Source organism: Bacteroides sp. MSB163 (genome assembly GCF_036416795.1).
Classification (GTDB): Bacteria; Bacteroidota; Bacteroidia; order Bacteroidales; family Bacteroidaceae; genus Bacteroides; species Bacteroides maternus.
This window is the reverse complement of the sequence record NZ_CP143867.1, coordinates 5,798,632-5,816,702: the sequence shown is the minus strand read 5'-3', so window position 1 is coordinate 5,816,702 and position 18,071 is coordinate 5,798,632. Positions and strand designations below refer to the sequence as shown.

12 protein-coding genes and 1 pseudogene are annotated in these 18,071 nt (G+C 40.7%); 8 read left to right on the top strand and 5 right to left on the bottom strand.

The window, feature by feature from the left end; all coding sequences use genetic code 11:
* Positions 1-23 precede the first annotated feature (23 nt).
* Entirely contained in the window at positions 24-1,409 is a 1,386-nt protein-coding gene (creD, locus tag VYM24_RS22945) for a cell envelope integrity protein CreD (RefSeq protein WP_330941004.1), read from the top strand.
* A 153-nt stretch (positions 1,410-1,562) separates the two neighbouring features.
* Here creD and VYM24_RS22940 read toward each other — a convergent pair whose 3' ends face one another.
* The 4 genes and pseudogenes from VYM24_RS22940 to VYM24_RS22925 all read right to left on the bottom strand — a co-directional run.
* On the bottom strand, positions 1,563-3,521 hold the full coding sequence (locus VYM24_RS22940; RefSeq protein ID WP_330941003.1) for an LruC domain-containing protein: 1,959 nt from the start codon (positions 3,519-3,521) through the stop codon (positions 1,563-1,565).
* A 391-nt stretch (positions 3,522-3,912) separates the two neighbouring features.
* Positions 3,913-4,923, bottom strand: a complete 1,011-nt coding sequence (locus VYM24_RS22935) for a GGGtGRT protein (RefSeq protein WP_299092240.1) — start codon at positions 4,921-4,923, stop codon at positions 3,913-3,915.
* Between the two features lie 19 nt (positions 4,924-4,942).
* Positions 4,943-5,644, bottom strand: a complete 702-nt coding sequence (locus VYM24_RS22930; RefSeq protein ID WP_299092242.1) for an iron-sulfur cluster assembly scaffold protein — start codon at positions 5,642-5,644, stop codon at positions 4,943-4,945.
* 317 nt (positions 5,645-5,961) lie between these two features.
* Positions 5,962-6,430, bottom strand: a pseudogene (locus VYM24_RS22925) (pectate lyase); the annotation flags it as partial.
* 158 nt (positions 6,431-6,588) lie between these two features.
* On the opposite strand from VYM24_RS22925, the gene VYM24_RS22920 reads away from it, so the two are divergent.
* Positions 6,589-7,143, top strand: coding sequence for an RNA polymerase sigma-70 factor (locus tag VYM24_RS22920; protein WP_291552198.1), 555 nt, complete (start codon positions 6,589-6,591; stop codon positions 7,141-7,143).
* Between the two features lie 185 nt (positions 7,144-7,328).
* On the opposite strand, the gene VYM24_RS22915 is transcribed toward VYM24_RS22920, so the two are convergent.
* Positions 7,329-8,423 (bottom strand): metallophosphoesterase, encoded by a 1,095-nt coding sequence (locus VYM24_RS22915; protein WP_291552200.1) that lies wholly within the window; start codon positions 8,421-8,423, stop codon positions 7,329-7,331.
* A 133-nt stretch (positions 8,424-8,556) separates the two neighbouring features.
* Between VYM24_RS22915 and VYM24_RS22910 the strand changes: the two genes are divergently transcribed.
* From VYM24_RS22910 to VYM24_RS22885, 6 genes are all read left to right on the top strand, one after another.
* Positions 8,557-9,729 (top strand): FecR family protein, encoded by a 1,173-nt coding sequence (locus tag VYM24_RS22910; RefSeq protein WP_299092247.1) that lies wholly within the window; start codon positions 8,557-8,559, stop codon positions 9,727-9,729.
* Between the two features lie 16 nt (positions 9,730-9,745).
* Positions 9,746-13,102 (top strand): TonB-dependent receptor, encoded by a 3,357-nt coding sequence (locus VYM24_RS22905; RefSeq protein ID WP_291552204.1) that lies wholly within the window; start codon positions 9,746-9,748, stop codon positions 13,100-13,102.
* Positions 13,103-13,122: 20 nt separating this feature from the next.
* Complete coding sequence (locus VYM24_RS22900) at positions 13,123-14,574, top strand: RagB/SusD family nutrient uptake outer membrane protein (protein ID WP_291552207.1); 1,452 nt, start codon at positions 13,123-13,125, stop codon at positions 14,572-14,574.
* A 16-nt stretch (positions 14,575-14,590) separates the two neighbouring features.
* Positions 14,591-15,751, top strand: coding sequence for a metallophosphoesterase (locus tag VYM24_RS22895; protein ID WP_330941002.1), 1,161 nt, complete (start codon positions 14,591-14,593; stop codon positions 15,749-15,751).
* An 85-nt stretch (positions 15,752-15,836) separates the two neighbouring features.
* Positions 15,837-17,165, top strand: a complete 1,329-nt coding sequence (locus VYM24_RS22890; RefSeq protein WP_291552212.1) for a Fic family protein — start codon at positions 15,837-15,839, stop codon at positions 17,163-17,165.
* 14 nt (positions 17,166-17,179) lie between these two features.
* Complete coding sequence (locus tag VYM24_RS22885) at positions 17,180-17,677, top strand: DMP19 family protein (protein ID WP_291552215.1); 498 nt, start codon at positions 17,180-17,182, stop codon at positions 17,675-17,677.
* The last annotated feature ends 394 nt before the right edge of the window (positions 17,678-18,071 follow it).

Here is an 18,071-nt window from a genome sequence, read left to right as displayed (position 1 = left end):
ATCTTACTTAATTCTATTTTATTATGGACAATTTGAATGACAATTTGAAAGAAGATTTCAATGGAGATCTTGCAGAGAATCTGAATGAAACGAGAAAACAGGCAAGTGGCTGCCTGCGTCGTTTCTCTAAATCTATCAAGGTAGTGGTTATTGCTTTCCTTATTCTGTTGCTACTAATTCCGATGTTTATGATCGAAGATATGATTTCGGAACGCGGGCGAACACAGACGGATGCTATTGCCGAAGTCGGTCAGAAGTGGAGTCTGGCGCAGACAATTACAGGACCTTACATCAATCTGAAGTATCCTATCACACAGGAAGATAATGGTACGAAGAAGGTGACTATGGGAAATGTTACATTGCTTCCTGACGAATTGTCAATAGACGGACAGTTGAGTACGGAGATTCTTCGGCGAGGAATTTATAAGGTGAATGTGTATCAGTCGGAGTTGGTAATCAAGGGATTTTTTAGTTCGGAAGAACTTCGCAAGAGTAATGTGGACATGGATGCACTTCAATATCAAAGAGCGGCAATATGCTTGAACCTGACTGATATGCGTGGTCTCAGCGAACAGGTTAGCATTACTTTGAACGATTCCGTTTATATGTTTGAGCCGGGGATGGATGGACGCGGCATTGAAAACATGGGTGTCCATGCCATTGTCGACCTTTCCGCTCTGAAAGACGACCGGAAGTTACCCTATGAAATGAAGATAAAGCTGAAAGGATCTCAATCCATTTATTTTACTCCCTTGGGTAAAACTACGAAAGTTGCCTTGAAAGCAAACTGGAATACTCCAAGTTTTGATGGTAATTACCTGCCGGAGAAGCGGGAGATTACCGAGAAAGATTTCTCAGCTCAATGGCAAGTGTTGAACCTGAACAGAAATTATCCGCAAGTGTTTATAAATTATCAGAATGCCAGTATCAAAGATATTCAGAACTCTAACTTCGGAGTTAATCTGAAAATGCCGGTAGAACAGTACCAGCAGTCCATGCGTTCCACTAAATATGCTATCCTGATTATTCTGTTGACCTTTACAGTGATATTCTTTACGGAGATAATGGAGAAAACCCGTATTCATGCTTTGCAATATCTGTTAGTCGGTTTGGCACTTTGTCTGTTCTATAGTTTGTTGTTGTCCATGTCCGAACATATAGGTTTCAGTATGGCATATCTGGTGGCATCAGTGCTTACGATTGTGCTGGTAGGAGGTTATATGCTGGGGATTATTAAAAGAAAGAAACCGGCGTTTATTATGGCAGGTCTGCTTAGTGTGCTCTATATTTATGTTTTCATTCTTATACAGTTAGAGACTTTTGCACTGCTTGCCGGTAGTCTCGGATTGTTTGTGATATTGGCTATGGTGATGTATTTTTCTAAAAAAATTGATTGGTTCAATGAATAAGCCAGGCTGAATAAAGAATGTCCTTTGGGGAAATTCATGATCTGTATAAATAAAAAGAGAGTGTCAGCTAGCAAGCAGACACTCTCTTTATACTTTCTAATACGTTCTCAGTTTTTTCTTTGAGATATACTGAGCGATTCTTTTTTAGATTTTTTATTTCTTATACCAGTCTTTGTTCTTTTCGCCATTACTGTTTACCCAACCGTCATACCCACTATATAACAGATTGATAGCTGTTTTTTCATTAGCACCATCCAGCAATTTACTTAAATCGCTTTCTGTTGCCCGGCTCAGGAAAAATGCAAATGGGTAATTACCTTTACGTACATAGTATATACTCTGATTGGGTTTAGATGCATCGTCTCCCTGTCCAAAGTACTTCTTGTTTATTTTGGATGTCGGCATTTCCTGAGGAACATGCACTTCCCATCGCAAACCGTCTGCATCATTTTTGAATATAAAAGCTTGGGCTTCAGATTGCTTTGAAATGGGTTTACTGTAATTAACGGTAACCTTATATTCTGTTCCCATATTTTCTTTCACATTTGTAGTCAAAAGGTATACATTATCCTGAGGCTCGTATTCAAATGTGGCTTCTGTAAATTCCTTTTCACCTTGTTGGCGAATAGAGTAGGAGGTAGATTCTATATTTCCTTCCGTTTTGAGACGGAATGCTAAACCGTTCTGATTACTGGCTATATTTTGAAAAGTCTTGAAAGTAAATGATTCGGAATATATCAGATTCTTTTCATCGAAAGTGCTGCCATAGTTATATCTTACGACTACATCATTCATATCATAATCTCCCTGGCTTGGCCAAAGGTCTTCGAATGCGTATGTACCTTTCAGGAAATCAATGCTTGTCTTGTCTTCATCAGGATTAGTTACAGGAATATCGGTGATGGCGTCTACCGGATTAGATTTTAAAGTAATGACCACATCGCTGAAATTCTCGTCAGTCATATAATCTTCAAAAGAAGTCAATATCCAGTCACCATATCTATAAACAGCAGTACGCGGTTCTTCAAACTTCACACCTTTGTTGTTTAAACTCAAACCACTTGAGGTGGCGGCGCGATATTTTTTGTATCCGCTAAAGCCGCTAACATGATTGTTCCAACCATTGGTTGCCAGAACAAAGCCGATTCTGTAACCTGCCGGGAAGGTTGTTGTTGCTCCTTCTTTACTTCCGGTTGCAATATTGGGATAATACATCAGTTGTACTGCAGTCAGCGGATCAATACCGGCACTTTTCTTTGCTTGAGTGGGGTTATTAAACCAGCTGCCATCTTGGGTATTAGGAAACAACATGATAACATGGGCGTCATTTAAGTCCTTTGGTTGTTCCCCGTCTTTATAATAATAATATCCCAATGAACAGGTCCAACAAGTATTTTGTCCCAGAAATGTAACTACTACTTCAGCATCTTTGTTGACGTACATATCCGAATAACCGCGATATTCTTGTGGGCAAGTTGTATGAGAGTTTATAATACGGGTGTGCGCAGTATATAAACCATCCTTTTTAGTTGCTGCCAGATTGCCATTGTACTTATAATTGATATTTCCGTTTTGGTACCTATTGTATGTACCTAACCAGGTTTTCCAGACCTCATTTCCATATTTACTACTTACCAGGTAGCTGTCGTATGGGTAACTGGTGTTAGTAATTGTACGAGTATCAGTACTAGTGTTATCTGTTGCTTCGATACTTCCATCCACGACATTTGCCTCCATCAAAGTTTGTGCAAAGAAAGCTGGAGAATAGATATATACCTTTGTCAGGTATGAAGGCAATTCCAGTTTACCTTGGTAAGTACCGTCTTCTTTGGTATAGGCAGCAAACAGGTAATTTACATCCTGACGTTTGGTATAAGTACCATATTCGCTTTCGGCGACAGGCATTTCATCATACACTTCAAAATAAACATTTGATTGTACAGCACCATTTACGTAATTCACATTTAAGTTTACGTCCTTTTGTACAGTAGAGAAGGGGAAGGTGTTGAATTCTTTTTCATCTTCCTTAGGGCCTTGATAAACATCTTTGTCTGTGCAACTGCCTAATGCAAATGCAGCAATTAGAGTAGTTCCTAATAATTTTTTCCACATATTATTTAGTGTTTAGAGATAATTCGCGTTTCTTTTTCCGGTCTATGTGTGATCCTTACAAATGCAAGAGAAATCAGTGTTCGGTTGACGTTCGTAGAAAATGATCATAATAAACAACTGCAAAGGTATTGTATAATTATTAAATATACAACTAAATTCTTGTTTTATTGTTCGAAAATTCTTGTTTATTAGTCAAAATCTACAATTTTACTATATGTATGGAAGATGTCTGTAGTCAAAAATTACAAGAATTTAATAGAGATATTACCGTATTGTTCATTATAGAACTTCACTTTTAGAATTATGTAATATGTTAAGCTGTTGTGTTTAAAATAAAAATCCCTATAACCTTATTGATTACAGGGATTTATTATTTTAATTAAGTAATTATTTACTTGCTCAAAGCCTGAGCTACGTCTACCGCACAAGCTACTGTACAACCTACCATCGGGTTGTTACCAATTCCCAGGAATCCCATCATTTCTACGTGAGCAGGAACTGATGAAGAACCAGCGAACTGAGCGTCTGAGTGCATACGACCCATTGTATCTGTCATGCCATAAGAAGCCGGACCGGCTGCCATGTTATCCGGGTGAAGAGTACGGCCTGTACCACCACCGGAAGCAACTGAGAAATAAGGTTTACCAGCAAGCATACGCTCTTTCTTATAAGTACCTGCAACCGGGTGTTGGAAACGGGTCGGGTTAGTAGAGTTACCAGTGATAGAAACGTCTACGCCTTCTTTCCACATAACAGCTACACCTTCACGAACGTCGTCGCAACCGTAGCATTTTACTTTGGCACGCTCGCCGTCAGAGTAAGCGATTTCGCGAACAACTTTCAGTTCAGAAGTATAGTAGTCGAATTGAGTTTGTACATAAGTAAAGCCATTGATACGAGAGATGATCTGTGCAGCATCCTTACCCAAACCGTTCAGGATACAACGCAGAGGTTCTTTACGTACCTTGTCTGCTTTAGCGGCAATTTTGATAGCACCTTCTGCAGCAGCAAATGACTCGTGACCTGCCAAGAAAGCAAAACACTTAGTCTCCTCGCGCAGCAACATAGCTGCCAGGTTACCATGACCGATACCAACCTTACGGTCGTCGGCTACAGAACCCGGGATGCAGAAAGCTTGCAGACCGATACCGATAGCTTCGGCAGCGTCAGCAGCATTCTTGCAACCTTTCTTGATAGCGATAGCTGCACCTACTACGTAAGCCCACTTTGCATTTTCGAAACAGATCGGTTGAGTTTCTTCACACGTTTTATAAGGATCAAGTCCGGCAGCGTCGCAGATGGCGTTAGCTTCCTCGATGTCTTTGATGCCGTTAGCGTTCAAGGCAGCAATGATACCTTTGATACGACGGTCTTGACTTTCAAATTTTACTTCTCTAATCATAATTTCTTTCCTCCTTATATTATTCGTGACGTGGATCAATATGTTTAACTGCTCCCTGCTCAGGTGTTACGCGACCGTAAGTACCGGTAACTTTCTTCAATGCTTCGTTAGCATCTGTACCCTTCTTGATTTCATCCATGAATTTACCCATGTGAACGAATTCGTATCCGCAGATCTCGTCATTCTTATCCAAGAAGATATTTTTGATGTAACCTTCGGCCATTTCCAGGTAACGAGGACCTTTTGCCAAAGTACCGTACAGTGTACCTACCTGACTACGCAGACCTTTACCCAAGTCTTCCAAACCTGCACCGATAATCAAACCGCCTTCTGAGAAAGCTGACTGAGTACGTCCGTAAACGATTTGCAGGAAAAGTTCGCGCATTGCTGTATTGATAGCGTCGCAAACAAGGTCAGTATTCAATGCTTCAAGTATTGTCTTGCCCGGAAGGATTTCGGCAGCCATAGCCGCTGAGTGAGTCATACCGGAGCAACCGATTGTTTCAACCAATGCTTCCTGAATGATACCTTCTTTTACGTTCAAAGTCAGTTTACAAGCACCTTGTTGAGGAGCACACCAACCTACACCATGTGTTAAACCTGAAATATCAACTATTTCTTTTGATTTTACCCATTTGCCTTCTTCGGGTATGGGAGCCGGTCCGTGGTTAGGACCCTTCTTTACAACACACATGTGTTCCACTTCGTGTGAATAAGTCATAATTAGCTCTTTTTTTAAGTTATATAAATTAAAAAACGTAATCCTCTTTCTAAAATCGCTCGCAAAGTTACTCCTTTTCTTTATTTATGCAAATCGAGTTATCTGACTTTTTTTATAAAAATAGATAATAAGAGACAGTGGTTCTGTGTATTGCAATCTCCACATTACAATAAAATTAACGGGGACTTTTGAAACTGTACTTTTTCCCTCCGGAATAAATCTTGATGACGGCAGGTTCGGTAAGAGCGTATTCGGCCTGTTCGTCAAGACTTTGATGTGAGGTTATGATTCGTCCCGATAAATCATAAATGTCGATAAGAACATTCGTCGGTACTCCAGCTCATGGTGCAATGGTCGATGATGATGTTATGATGGTTGCGTCCCCACAAAGCATCATCTTCCGTCTTTTTCTTGTCGCCCATACGGCAGCGGATAAAACGGATGATAACATTATCGGCCTTCACTGCCACTGAGTAATTTTTCAGACAGATGCCATCACCGGGTGGCAATAGTGATATTAGCATTCTTAATTTCAAGGGTGCCGAGCAGGCTGATGGTACCGGATACATCGAACACAATCGTGTGGTTACCTTTTTTGAGACCTTCGCGTAGTGAGCCGCTTCCACTGTCATTCAGATTTGTGACGTGATAAACGTCTCCGCCGCGTCCTCCGGTAGTGGTGTAATGGGCCAATCCCTCAGCACCGGGAAAGGCGGGAGTAGTTTGGGCTTGTGTAAAGACTGCACATAAAAGAATGATAAATAGAAGTGCGTAGTTTCTTTTCATGGTTTTATGATTTATATTCTGAGTGGGACAAAAGTATGCGTTTTCTGAGCAATGAATGTCGATAAATTCTTTTTCTATGTGGAAGTTTAGGTCTTACTGTGTCATTTTTTAATAAATTTTTCCTATTTTCGCATTAGAATAGAGAAAATAAAAAGCTGGTGGTTACAGAAACTTCTCATACATTTATTAGTATTAGGCTTGATGAACGGGAGTTCCATAATGTTTTTGATAAATATTATGTGGCGCTTTGTTTGTTTGCAAATCAATATACCGAGAATGAGGAAGTCTCTGCAGATATTGTGCAGGATTCTTTTGCTAAGTTGTGGCAGATCAGAGAAGATTTTTTTTATTTGCACCAGGTTAAATCTTTCCTTTATACTGCTGTACGTAATAAGGCTCTCAATGAACTGGAACATTCTAAAGTGGTATTTGAATATGCTCAGAAAGTAATTGAGAAAAGGAAAGATTCTTTTTTCCATGATGCAGTAGTCGAAGAAGAAACTTATCGGATGCTGACGGATGCCATTGATAAGCTTCCCGGTCAGATGCGGGCTATCATGCGATTGGCCATGGAAGGAAAAAAGAATGGAGAAATAGCTGAGTACCTAAATGTATCCGTTGAAACGGTACATACCCTTAAAAAGATTGCCTATAAAAAGCTTCGTATATATCTGAAAGACTATTACTATTTCCTTATTCTCTTCTATTTGTAAGCGGCCGGTTAAAAATAAACGTAGTTTCAGTTTTTTTTCCGTAGCCGGTCTGTATTATCTCCATACCATCTCCGTGTCATCTCCGTACCAAGTCCGTACTAAGTCCGTACCAAGTCCGTTCGTATAGATACGGAGATGATACGGAGCAGGTACGGAGCGGATACGGTTCGGGCTTTGAGAAGCTTTTATTTTTTCGTCGATAAATAGAATACGGCCATATCACTTTCCGTTCCTATTCTGAAAGGCGGTCCCCAAAGAGATAATCCGCTGGAGACGTATATGTGGCTGTTTCCCCACTGCCGATAGCCATGGCTTTGTTCATAGATATAGTCTGTCACCCAACTCATGGGCCATACTTGTCCACGGTGTGTATGTCCGCTGAACTGTAAATCTACACCGGCTGCCTCACTTTCGGTTAGTTTATACGGCTGATGATCCAGCAAGATGATGGGTTTACTTTTATCTATCCCGGCCATCAACTCTTGCAAGGAGCGGCGGGCTGTGTTCGACCGGTCGTCGCGTCCTATCAGCTGTATGCCGTTGGGAAGCGTTACTACTGAATCGCGCAGCAACTGTATGGGGGTATCTTGTATGAATCGGGCGCTTGCCTTAATACCACTGATATATTCGTGATTTCCGGGAACCATATAAACACCCAGCGGAACTTTTAATTCCGACAGTTCCTCCATCATCTTTTCAGTGTAAAGAGGTACTACGCTGTTATCAATTAAATCTCCTGCGATCAATATCAAATCGGGATTTTGTTCATTAATCATTTTTACATACCGTTTCAAGGCTGTTTTCCCAGTTCCATTACCCAAATGCAGATCGCTTACGGCAACTATCTTAATCGGTTTTGCGTCACCGGCTAAAGGTTTGTCGAGGGCGATGTTGATTGTATTTGTCTTAGGATGATGGTAATTATAGTATCCATATCCTAATAAGACGACCGTGAATATAAGAGAGAGGATGAAACCGTAGTTGACGGGGACACGGTAGAGTTTCAGCAGATCAAACGCGAGCAGGAACAAAACCATGTATAAAGTGAATATCAGCCAGCCGGTTCCTACTTCATACATGGTATGGGATAAGAAAACCGGCATTTTTATATTGCGGGTTAGCATAGTTCCTACGATGGATAAAGTCGCGAGCCAGAACAAGATGGCCAATGATATTTTAAATCCACCGGGAAGACCGGATAACGCTTGCGCACCCCTGTAAAATATATAGGTGTTTCCGCCAAGGTATACAGTGATAAGAATAATGAAGAATATCGGCATAAGATTTATGTATTGAGTTTAAGTGACAAAAATAAGCTAAATTCCGGTTTATTAAAAAAAAAGTGCTTTTTGATTCACCATGATTTTAATTACTCCTGTTTTATAATAAAAGACAACGAAAAAAGTTCAATTTATGATAAAACAGGATTTTTATATAGCTAATATTATAGCCAGGCACTTATCCGGTGAAATCACTCCTGAAGAGAGCGCTCAATTGGAGAGTTGGCGAAAGGAAGATTCTGCCCACGAAGCTCTCTTCCAGAAAATATGCAGTAAAGAGAATCTTAAGAAACATGTGGAGAAAGGTGTGTCATTTGATGTCGCAACCGGCTGGCTGGAAGTACAAAAGCGTATTAGGAAAAGCAATAACCGGGAACGAATGATGAAAATACTCCGTTATGCCGCCGCTGTTTTAGTCCCTGTCTTTTTGGTAGGCATTACACTGAAGTATACTGATCATGGTCATTCTTCTGATAAGTCCGTACTGATTGCTCAGCCCATATTGCCGGGGGCTGCCAAAGCGATATTGACTTTAGATAATGGAGAAACAATCAATTTGGATAAAGAAACGGCAGATGCTTTGCAGAAGATAGAAGGGACACATATTCAGGTAGATTCGACTACTTTGAATTATCAACTGGCACAAACCACATCCGTTCAGGTAAAACCTGTATATAATAAGGTGGAAATTCCGCGTGGCGGTGAGTATGCGTTGGTGCTGAGTGACGGGACAAAGGTTCATTTGAACTCAATGAGCAGCCTCCGTTTTCCGGTTGCTTTTACTACGGGTAAAAGAGAAGTAGAACTGCAAGGCGAAGCATATTTTGAAGTGAGCAAAACCGGGCAGCCTTTTATTGTAAACGTCAATGGTATGCAAGTTGAAGTATTGGGCACAACCTTCAATATCTCCGCTTATCTCAATGAAGAATATCAGACAACTTTGGTCAACGGTTCGGTAAGGGTCAGTGCCGAAAAAGGTGAAAGCCTTGTTCTGAAACCGTCTCAACAGGCCACCATTGTTTCGGGTGGCAATTCCATACAGGTGCGAACGGTGGATACTTCGTTCTATACTTCATGGGTAAAGGGAAAGATCAATTTTAAGGACCAGCGTCTGGAAGATATCATGAAGATACTTTCCCGTTGGTATGACATGAATGTGATTTATGAAAATGAAGGACTTAAGAATATACGTTTCGGTTGTAACCTGAACCGTTATGAAGAGATAACTCCTTTCGTCAAGTTGCTGGAAAAGACGGAAGAAGTGCATGTGAAAATCGAAGGTAATACAATAACATTCTATAATTAACCAAAAAATGATTACTATGAGCAAGAAAGGACACAAGAATCAAGCTGAAAGAAGTAGTAGACGTTTATGGATAACGTTGCTGTTTTTTTGTTTCACAGTTACCGGTTTTATGCAGGCTGCCAATACCGTATTTGCACAAACCACTGTCACTGCAACCTTTAAGAATGCCACTCTTGGCGAAGTATTGTGGGAAGTTCAGCGACAAACAGATTTCACGTTTGTGTATAGCACTGAAGATGTGAAAAAGGTGAAAGTAGCAAACTTGATTGTAAACCATGAAAAAATAGCTGATGTACTGGAAAAATGCCTGAAAGGCAGTGGACTGACTTATACGGTTCATGATGGAGTCATTGCTATCAAATCGGTTTCTAAAGTTGAAGCTGTAGCTGCTCCCCAGCAAAAGACTAAAGTAAATGGAACCGTTGTAGATGAAACGGGTGAGGCTGTAATTGGAGCCAATGTGATAGTGAAAGGCACTACTAACGGTTGCACCACCGACCTGGATGGTCATTTTTCTCTTGATGTAGATCACCTTCCGGTTACTTTGGTTGTCTCCTATATCGGCTATATCCGCCAGGAGATCAAGGTAACTTCTGCAAGGACGGTTAAAGTGGAGATGGTGCCAGATAATAACCTGATGGAAGAAGTGGTAGTCACTGGTTACGGTACTTTCAAGAAATCTGCTTATGCCGGTTCTGCTGCCAGTGTAAAGGGAGAAACTTTAAAGGACGTTCCGGCTATTTCTTTTAAAGACCTGCTTCAAGGCAATGCGCCGGGCGTGCAGTTCACTTCTTCCTCTGGTCAGCCGGGTGCGTCTTCTTCATTGAGAATCCGTGGTATGGGTTCTTTCAATGCCAGTAACTCGCCCCTTTATGTCATAGATGGAGTGCCGATGCGCTCAGGTACCATTAATACAATGAGTTCGGATGCCGGTCTTGATATTATGTCTACCATTAATAGCTCTGATATTGAAAGCGTTACGGTGATAAAAGATGCTGCTGCCGCTTCACTTTACGGTTCGCGTGCCGCAAATGGTGTCGTGCTGATTACGACGAAGAAAGGTAAGGCGGGAAAGCCATCCATTTCATTGAAGGCCGATTGGGGTAGTTCTGATTTTGCCATGGATTATCGTCCGATTATGGGTGGAGAAGAGCGTCGTCAGTATATCTATGACGGTTTGGTAGCCGGACAGATAAAGAAAGGTAAGAGTGAAGTTGATGCAATGGCTTATGCCGATGGGAAAATTGATGACTATGCTCCGGTTCCCTGGTGTGGATATACGGATTGGGATGATGTTCTGTTCAAGAAAGGAAATCACCAGTCTTATGAAGCTTCTCTTTCAGGAGGAACGGATCGGTTCAAGTATTACTCTTCACTTTCTTATCTGAAGCAAGACGGTATTGCCATCAACTCAGGTCTGGAACGTATCAGCGGACGCTTGAATGTGGATTTTCAAGCTACCAGCAAACTGAAATTGGGAGCCAATGTCTTGTTTGCTACGGTTAACCAGGACGTATATAGTGAAGGTACTTCTTATTCTTCCCCTTTCTACACCTCACGTAATGCTGTGGTACCTTCTGATCCTATATATAATGAAGACGGTAGTTGGAATCGTGACTTGATCCGTATTGGTGACCGTAACCCGTTGTTGTCGGCAACTTACGATTATCAACGCGAATATGTGACCCGTACGTTCAACACCATCTATGGTGAATATGAATTTATCAAGGACCTGAAGTTTAAGTCTACTTTCAGTTATGACTATGTAATTACGAAAGGTAAAGACTGGAGTGATCCGCGTACTTCCAACGGTGATGATATCAACGGTGGCATGAGCAAGAAGTATTATGAATACAATAAAATGGTATGGGCCAATCAGTTGAGTTATAAAACTACAATTGCTGAGGATCATCATATTGATGCACTGGTAGGTTACGAAATAGATGATCAATACCGGGATTATCTGTCAGGATATGCCACTAACTTTGCAACTCACGATAGAAATCAAATCAGTAACGGTATGAAGACGGAATCGGTCGGTGGTAATGATACCCGGACACGTATGGTTTCTTACTTGATGCGTTTGAACTATGATTATAAGAACAAATACTATTTAGGCGGCAGTTTCCGTACGGATGGTAGTTCCCGTTTCCAAAGAGATAACCGTTGGGGTAATTTCTGGTCTTTATCCGGTGCTTGGCGTATTATTGAGGAAGAATTCATGTCTCCAACTAAAGATTGGTTGACTGATTTAAAAATACGCGCGTCTTATGGTGTGAATGGTACCCTTCCTTCCGATTACTTCGGATATATGGGATTGAGCAGCCTGACTAACGGTTATCTGGAACAACCGGGCATCATTCAGTCGCAGCTGCGGAATGACGACTTGCAGTGGGAGACTAACTATAATCTGAATCTGGGTTTGGACTTCGCCTTGTGGAACCGTATTAACGTTACTTTGGAGTATTATACCCGTACCACCAAGAACCTGTTGATGGACCGTCCTATTTCTATGACCACCGGTTTTGGCAGTTACCTGATGAATATCGGTGAAGTGAAGAATAAAGGTGTGGAGTTGGAAATCAGCTCAACTAACATTCAGACTAAGGATTTCTCATGGAATACAACATTCAATATTTCGCATAACAAGAATAAGATTGTAACTCTGGATGGTATGCAGACGGAAATTAAGAGTGGTTCTCAGATTCGTAAAGTAGGAAAATCATACCGTACTTTCTATATGATTGAATTTGCAGGTATCAATCCGGAAACCGGTGCTCCCCAATTCTATACGAATGATGTGGACGAAAATGGAAATTACATTAAAGACATCACCGAAGAAATCAATAAAGCTCATGCTATTGTGCTTGATAAACATGCAGAGCCGAATGCTATAGGCGGTTTATCAAATACGTTGCGCTATAAATGGTTCGATCTGAACTTTATGTTCTCTTATCAGTTTGGTGGTTATTCTTACGACAACTGGGCACAGAAAACCGAGCATGGTGGTAATGACCTGGAAGCTAACATTCCGTCTTACTATAAAGACAGTTGGAAGAAGCCGGGAGATGTTACAAAGTATGAGTTATTCTACGAGAAACCTTCTGTAGCAATGAATAAAGTAACGACTACCCGCCGTCTGCACAGCACTGACTTTATCCGCTTGAAGACGCTGACATTCGGCTTCACCGTTCCGAAGGACTGGACACAGAAAATCGGTATCGAGAACGTACGTTTGTATGCATCGGCCAATAACCTCTGGACATGGGCGGCATATGACTTTTATGATCCGGAAGCGGTGAGTGGCGGTACTGCCATCTGGGGAACTCCTCCTTTGAAGACTGTAACTTTTGGTATTAATGTAAATTTCTAACCCGATAAAAACGATATATTATGAAACCATTAAAATATTTATTTATCAGTTCCATGTTGTTCATCGCTACTTCTTGCGGGAACAGCTGGTTGGATTTGGAACCTTCCACTTCGGTAGATACTGAAACCAGTATTAAGATATTGTCGGATGTTGAGTTTACTCTGAACGGTATCTACAGTACGATGCAGAGTTCGGATGCTTACTCCGGGCGCCTGGTATATTATGGAGATGTGACGGGTGATGATATGCAGGCTGTTAGCTCTACTAAGCGTGTGGCCAACTATTACCGTTTTAATTTTACCAAGGATGATAACCCTTCCAGTCATTGGTCTTATCTTTATTCTATCATTCAGAATTGTAATCTGATTTTGATGAACATTGATAAACTGGCTATTGATGAAGAAGACAAGGCGTATCGGGATGATCTGAAAGGAGAGGCACTGGCCATCCGTGGTCTGGCATTGTTCGATCTGACCCGTATTTTCGGTTATCCGTATCTGAAAGATAACGGGGCATCGCTGGGTGTACCTATTATAGAAGGGCTGTCCACGATTGATAGCAAGCCGACACGTAACACAGTAGCTCAATGCTATACGAAGATAATCGATGATCTTACTCAAAGTATTTCTTTATTGGGCGAAAAATTCAATAAGGGTAAAATAAATAAATGGGGTGCAATGGTACTTCTCAGTCGTGTGTATCTCTACAAGGGTGAAAATGCCAATGCTTTAAAAATGGCGAGCGATGCTATTACAGGAGCTGAAAAGAATAAATACGCTTTGTGGACCAATGAAGATTACCCCACGGCTTGGGGAGAAGATGCTTCAGCCTCTAAACCAGGCGAAGTATTGTTCGAAATCGTAAATCTCACTACTGACAGTCCGGGTAAAGAAAGTATGGGGTATCTCAACTCTTATGACGGTTACGATGATATGTGTATCACTTGCTCTTTCTATCAGTTCCTGAAGGAAGACCCGAAGGATATACGTCTTAAGCTGCTGAGCTTCGATAAGAAATACTATGCGTATGTAAATAAGTACCAGCCGCAGAGTGAAGAGAATATTGAAGATGCCAACATCCCGCTGATTCGTCTTTCCGAGGCTTATCTGAATGCAGCCGAAGCAGCTGTGAAGGAGAATGATAATGATGCTGCTGTTAAGTATCTCGATCCGATTGTGAAGCGTGCTAATCCGGATAACACTGTGGTGGGACAGACTATTACTTTGGAGAGAGTGCTGAACGAACGCCGTAAAGAACTGGTTGCCGAAGGACACCGCATGTATGACGTTATCAGAAATGGATTGACAGTAGAGCGTAAGGATGTAAAAGACAGTAATCTGAGTAAAACCAAACATGATACGAAGTATATGACCTATGACTGGAATTTCTATATGATTGTACTTCCTATCCCCAAGAAGGAAATGGATGCCAATCCTAATATGGAACAGAATCCTGGATATGGTGGAAGGTAATTTTAATAAATGATATATGACGAGTAAGACAAGTTTCACGAAGTACTTTCTTATCGCATTTACTCTAATGTTCATCAGTTCCGGCCTGAGTGCCGGAACTTTTGATTCAGACGGTAAGAAGAAAGACAAAGAGAAAAAAGAAGAGTTATCGGCTGATGGCCCGTATGTGCTTTATCAGCCTGATGGTAAAACGCGTGTGATCAGTGTCGATAAGAAAGGGAAGATTACCGATAGGACTTATGTTGCGCTACTCGAAGATTTTACCTTGCATGTGGTAGATCATAAGGGGCGGTTTCCGTTTGATGTGAAATTGCATCCTGTGAAACGTCCCGATTGGCAATATCGGCAACCGGAGAAAGTGTTTGTTATGTCCGACCCGCACGGTAGGTTGGATTGTGTTATTAGCTTATTGCAGGGCAATGAGGTTATCGATAAAAACTATAATTGGAGCTTTGGTAATAATCACCTGATGGTTATCGGTGATATTTTCGATCGTGGAAAAGATGTATCGCAAATATTCTGGCTGTTTTATAAGTTGGAAGATGAGGCTGCAAAAGCGGGTGGAACGGTTTCTTTCCTGTTAGGGAATCATGAGCCGTTGGTATTGGCCAATGACTTGCGTTATACGAAAGATAAATATAAAGTGCTGGCACAGAAATTGAATATGGATTACCCTAAACTTTTTGGACCCGATACGGAATTGGGTAAATGGTTAGGAACTCGCAATACGATGCAGACCATTGGCAGCGACCTTTATGTTCATGCCGGATTAGGCAAGAATTTTTATGATCATAATTTAAGCATTCCTACCGTGAACGAAGAAATGAGCAAAGCCCTTTTCATGAATAAGAAAGAACGCAGGGCTCTTTCTCCATTGACCGCATTTCTGTATGGTAACGATGGTCCTATCTGGTATCGTGGTCTTGTGCGTACAGATGCCAAGTATCATCCAATGGCACAGGACAGCCTGCAAATGGTGATGGAACGCTATAAAGCCAAACACATTATCGTAGGGCATACCATCTTTAAGGATATTTCTACTTTTTATGATGGTAAAGTGATAGGTGTCAATGTGGATAATAAAGAGAATCGCAAGAAGAAACGTGGTCGTGCATTGCTGATTGATAAGAATACTTACTTCGTTGTGGGAGATAAAGGAATTCTGCGGAAATTGTAGGGACACTTTTCATACTACATCTAAATATTACTATCTTTGTGGGCATTAAGATCGCAAAGATAGTAATGTTTAAGATGAAAGTGATATGACATCAGAAACCAATCGTACTGAATATAAGCAGTATCTTACAGATGATTTAGAAAAAGAAGCTGTAGCTTTTTTAAATTATCTTGAGGGGGGAGTGATATATATTGGTGTTCATAAAACTGGAACTCCTATTGGTGTTGATGACATCGATGGAGATATGTTAAGAATAAAAGATCGTCTGAAGAATAATATTATGCCTTCTTGCATGGGATTGTTTGATGTGGCTGTAGCAAATATTGATTCTAAGGATGTAATTAAAATAACTTTTGCGAGTGGAACAGAGAAACCCTATTACATTAAAAAACTTGGAATGTCAGAAAAGGGTACATTCATTCGCGTTGGGACTGCTGCCGAGCCTATGCCGGTGAGAATGATCGAGTCCCTTTTTGCGAAACGAACTTGTAATTCTATAGGCAAGATCAGATCTTCCAATCAGAATCTTACATTTGAACAGCTTAAAATATACTATGAAGGAGCCAATAAGACTTTAAATCAGCATTTTGCGTCTAATCTTGAATTACTTACAGAAGATGGTGGTTATAATTATGTAGCTTACTTGCTGTCTGATGTTAATGGGATTTCTGTAAAAGTAGCAAAGTACGATGGCCTTGATAGGGTGGACTTGATTGAAAATAACGAATATGGCTATTGCTCATTAATAAAAGCTACGAAGCAAGTGTTAGATAAAATAGGTGTAGAGAATAAGACATTAGCTAAAATTACTCCTAAAGAACGTGAAGAGAAAAAGCTTTGGAACCCTGTAGCTTTGCGCGAGGCCGTAATAAATGCAATGGTTCACAATGATTATACTTCGGAAATACCGCCAAAGTTTGAATTTTTTGATGACAGAATTGAAATCACCTCATTCGGTAGTTTACCGCAGGGCATAACCGAAAAGGAATTCTTTGAAGGCTACTCTGTGCCTCGCAATAAAGAATTAATGCGTGTTTTTAGAGACTTGGATTTGGTTGAGCATTTAGGTTCCGGTGTTCCTCGTATTTTAAAAAGTTATGGAAAGGAATGTTTTAAGTTCACGGAAAACTTTTTGCGGATGATATTTCCTAGTACGGAAAAAGTCACCCCGCAAGTCACCCCGCAAGTCACCCCGCAAGTGAGGGAACTGATAAGAGTATTGGATAAAGAAATGAATAGACAAGAGTTGCAGGAGAAATTGCAACTCTCTGATAGAGAGAATTTTCGTCTGCTTTATTTAAAAGCAGCTTTAGATTCGGAAGTTATCGAAATGACAATACCTGATAAGCCGAATAGCCGCTTGCAGAAATATCGTTTAACGCAGAAAGGAAGATTACTTAAAAAATCACTTTAACATATAAGAAGACTATGATAGAAATTACTGATGCCGCCTTGCGCAAAGCCGCAGGCGAGGGAATGGATACTTTTATTCAGGTATTTACCGATAGATATAAAGAAGTGATAGGTGGTGAACTAACCGCTGAATCCATGCCGTTGCTGACAGGTGAGCAGCACACTTTGCTTGCTTACCGGATATTCCGTGATGAAGTAATGGATGGTGGCTTCTGCCAGTTGATACAGAATGGGTATGGTGGTTATATTTTTGCCAATCCGTTTGCTAAAGTGATGCGTCTGTGGGGAGCAGAAGATTTCGGCAAACTGGTATATAGAGCTAAAAAGATTTATGATGCCCATCGTGAAGATTTGGAACGGGAACGTACAGATGATGAATTTATGGCTATGTACGAGCAATATGAAGCTTTCGACGAACTGGAAGAAGAATTTTTGGAGAAAGAGGAAGGAATCACAGCTATGGTAGCCAGTTATGTAGATGAACATCTGGAACTGTTTGCTAAAATCGTCTGACAAGAGAGTTTTTTGACAATCTTGTCTGCACACCTACATCCATGTGACTGAAACCCTTTGCTGATGGGAGGGGGAGGCATGTGTAGGTAAGCTGAAAAGTGGTGTAGATAAACAGTTTATCTACACCACTTTTTGTAGAATATTTACAAAAAAAAGACTTATCTTCTTGTCTGACAGTTGATAATTCGATAAATGTTGAATAGAGGTATTTTGTGTGAAAAAGCAGCATTTTTGGGTCTTATTATCTCTAATGTAGGGCTTTTTCCTCTCAAAATCGTATTTTCTCCCTTTCTTCCTTAGGATTTATCCGTAAATGACTGAAGAAAGATCTCTTTTCCTTTACTCCTAAAAGTACATACCCTTAATTTAAAATGTGGTTAGGTCTAAACTAAAA

Bases quoted from the DNA above. Each gene is read 5' to 3' on its own strand.
- creD (WP_330941004.1), top strand. From the start codon at position 24: ATGGACAATTTGAATGACAATTTGAAAGAAGATTTCAATGGAGATCTT.
- VYM24_RS22940 (WP_330941003.1), bottom strand. From the start codon at position 3,521: ATGTGGAAAAAATTATTAGGAACTACTCTAATTGCTGCATTTGCATTA.
- VYM24_RS22935 (WP_299092240.1), bottom strand. From the start codon at position 4,923: ATGATTAGAGAAGTAAAATTTGAAAGTCAAGACCGTCGTATCAAAGGT.
- VYM24_RS22930 (WP_299092242.1), bottom strand. From the start codon at position 5,644: ATGACTTATTCACACGAAGTGGAACACATGTGTGTTGTAAAGAAGGGT.
- VYM24_RS22915 (WP_291552200.1), bottom strand. From the start codon at position 8,423: ATGCCGATATTCTTCATTATTCTTATCACTGTATACCTTGGCGGAAAC.
- VYM24_RS22910 (WP_299092247.1), top strand. From the start codon at position 8,557: ATGATAAAACAGGATTTTTATATAGCTAATATTATAGCCAGGCACTTA.
- VYM24_RS22905 (WP_291552204.1), top strand. From the start codon at position 9,746: ATGAGCAAGAAAGGACACAAGAATCAAGCTGAAAGAAGTAGTAGACGT.
- VYM24_RS22900 (WP_291552207.1), top strand. From the start codon at position 13,123: ATGAAACCATTAAAATATTTATTTATCAGTTCCATGTTGTTCATCGCT.
- VYM24_RS22895 (WP_330941002.1), top strand. From the start codon at position 14,591: ATGACGAGTAAGACAAGTTTCACGAAGTACTTTCTTATCGCATTTACT.
- VYM24_RS22890 (WP_291552212.1), top strand. From the start codon at position 15,837: ATGACATCAGAAACCAATCGTACTGAATATAAGCAGTATCTTACAGAT.
- VYM24_RS22885 (WP_291552215.1), top strand. From the start codon at position 17,180: ATGATAGAAATTACTGATGCCGCCTTGCGCAAAGCCGCAGGCGAGGGA.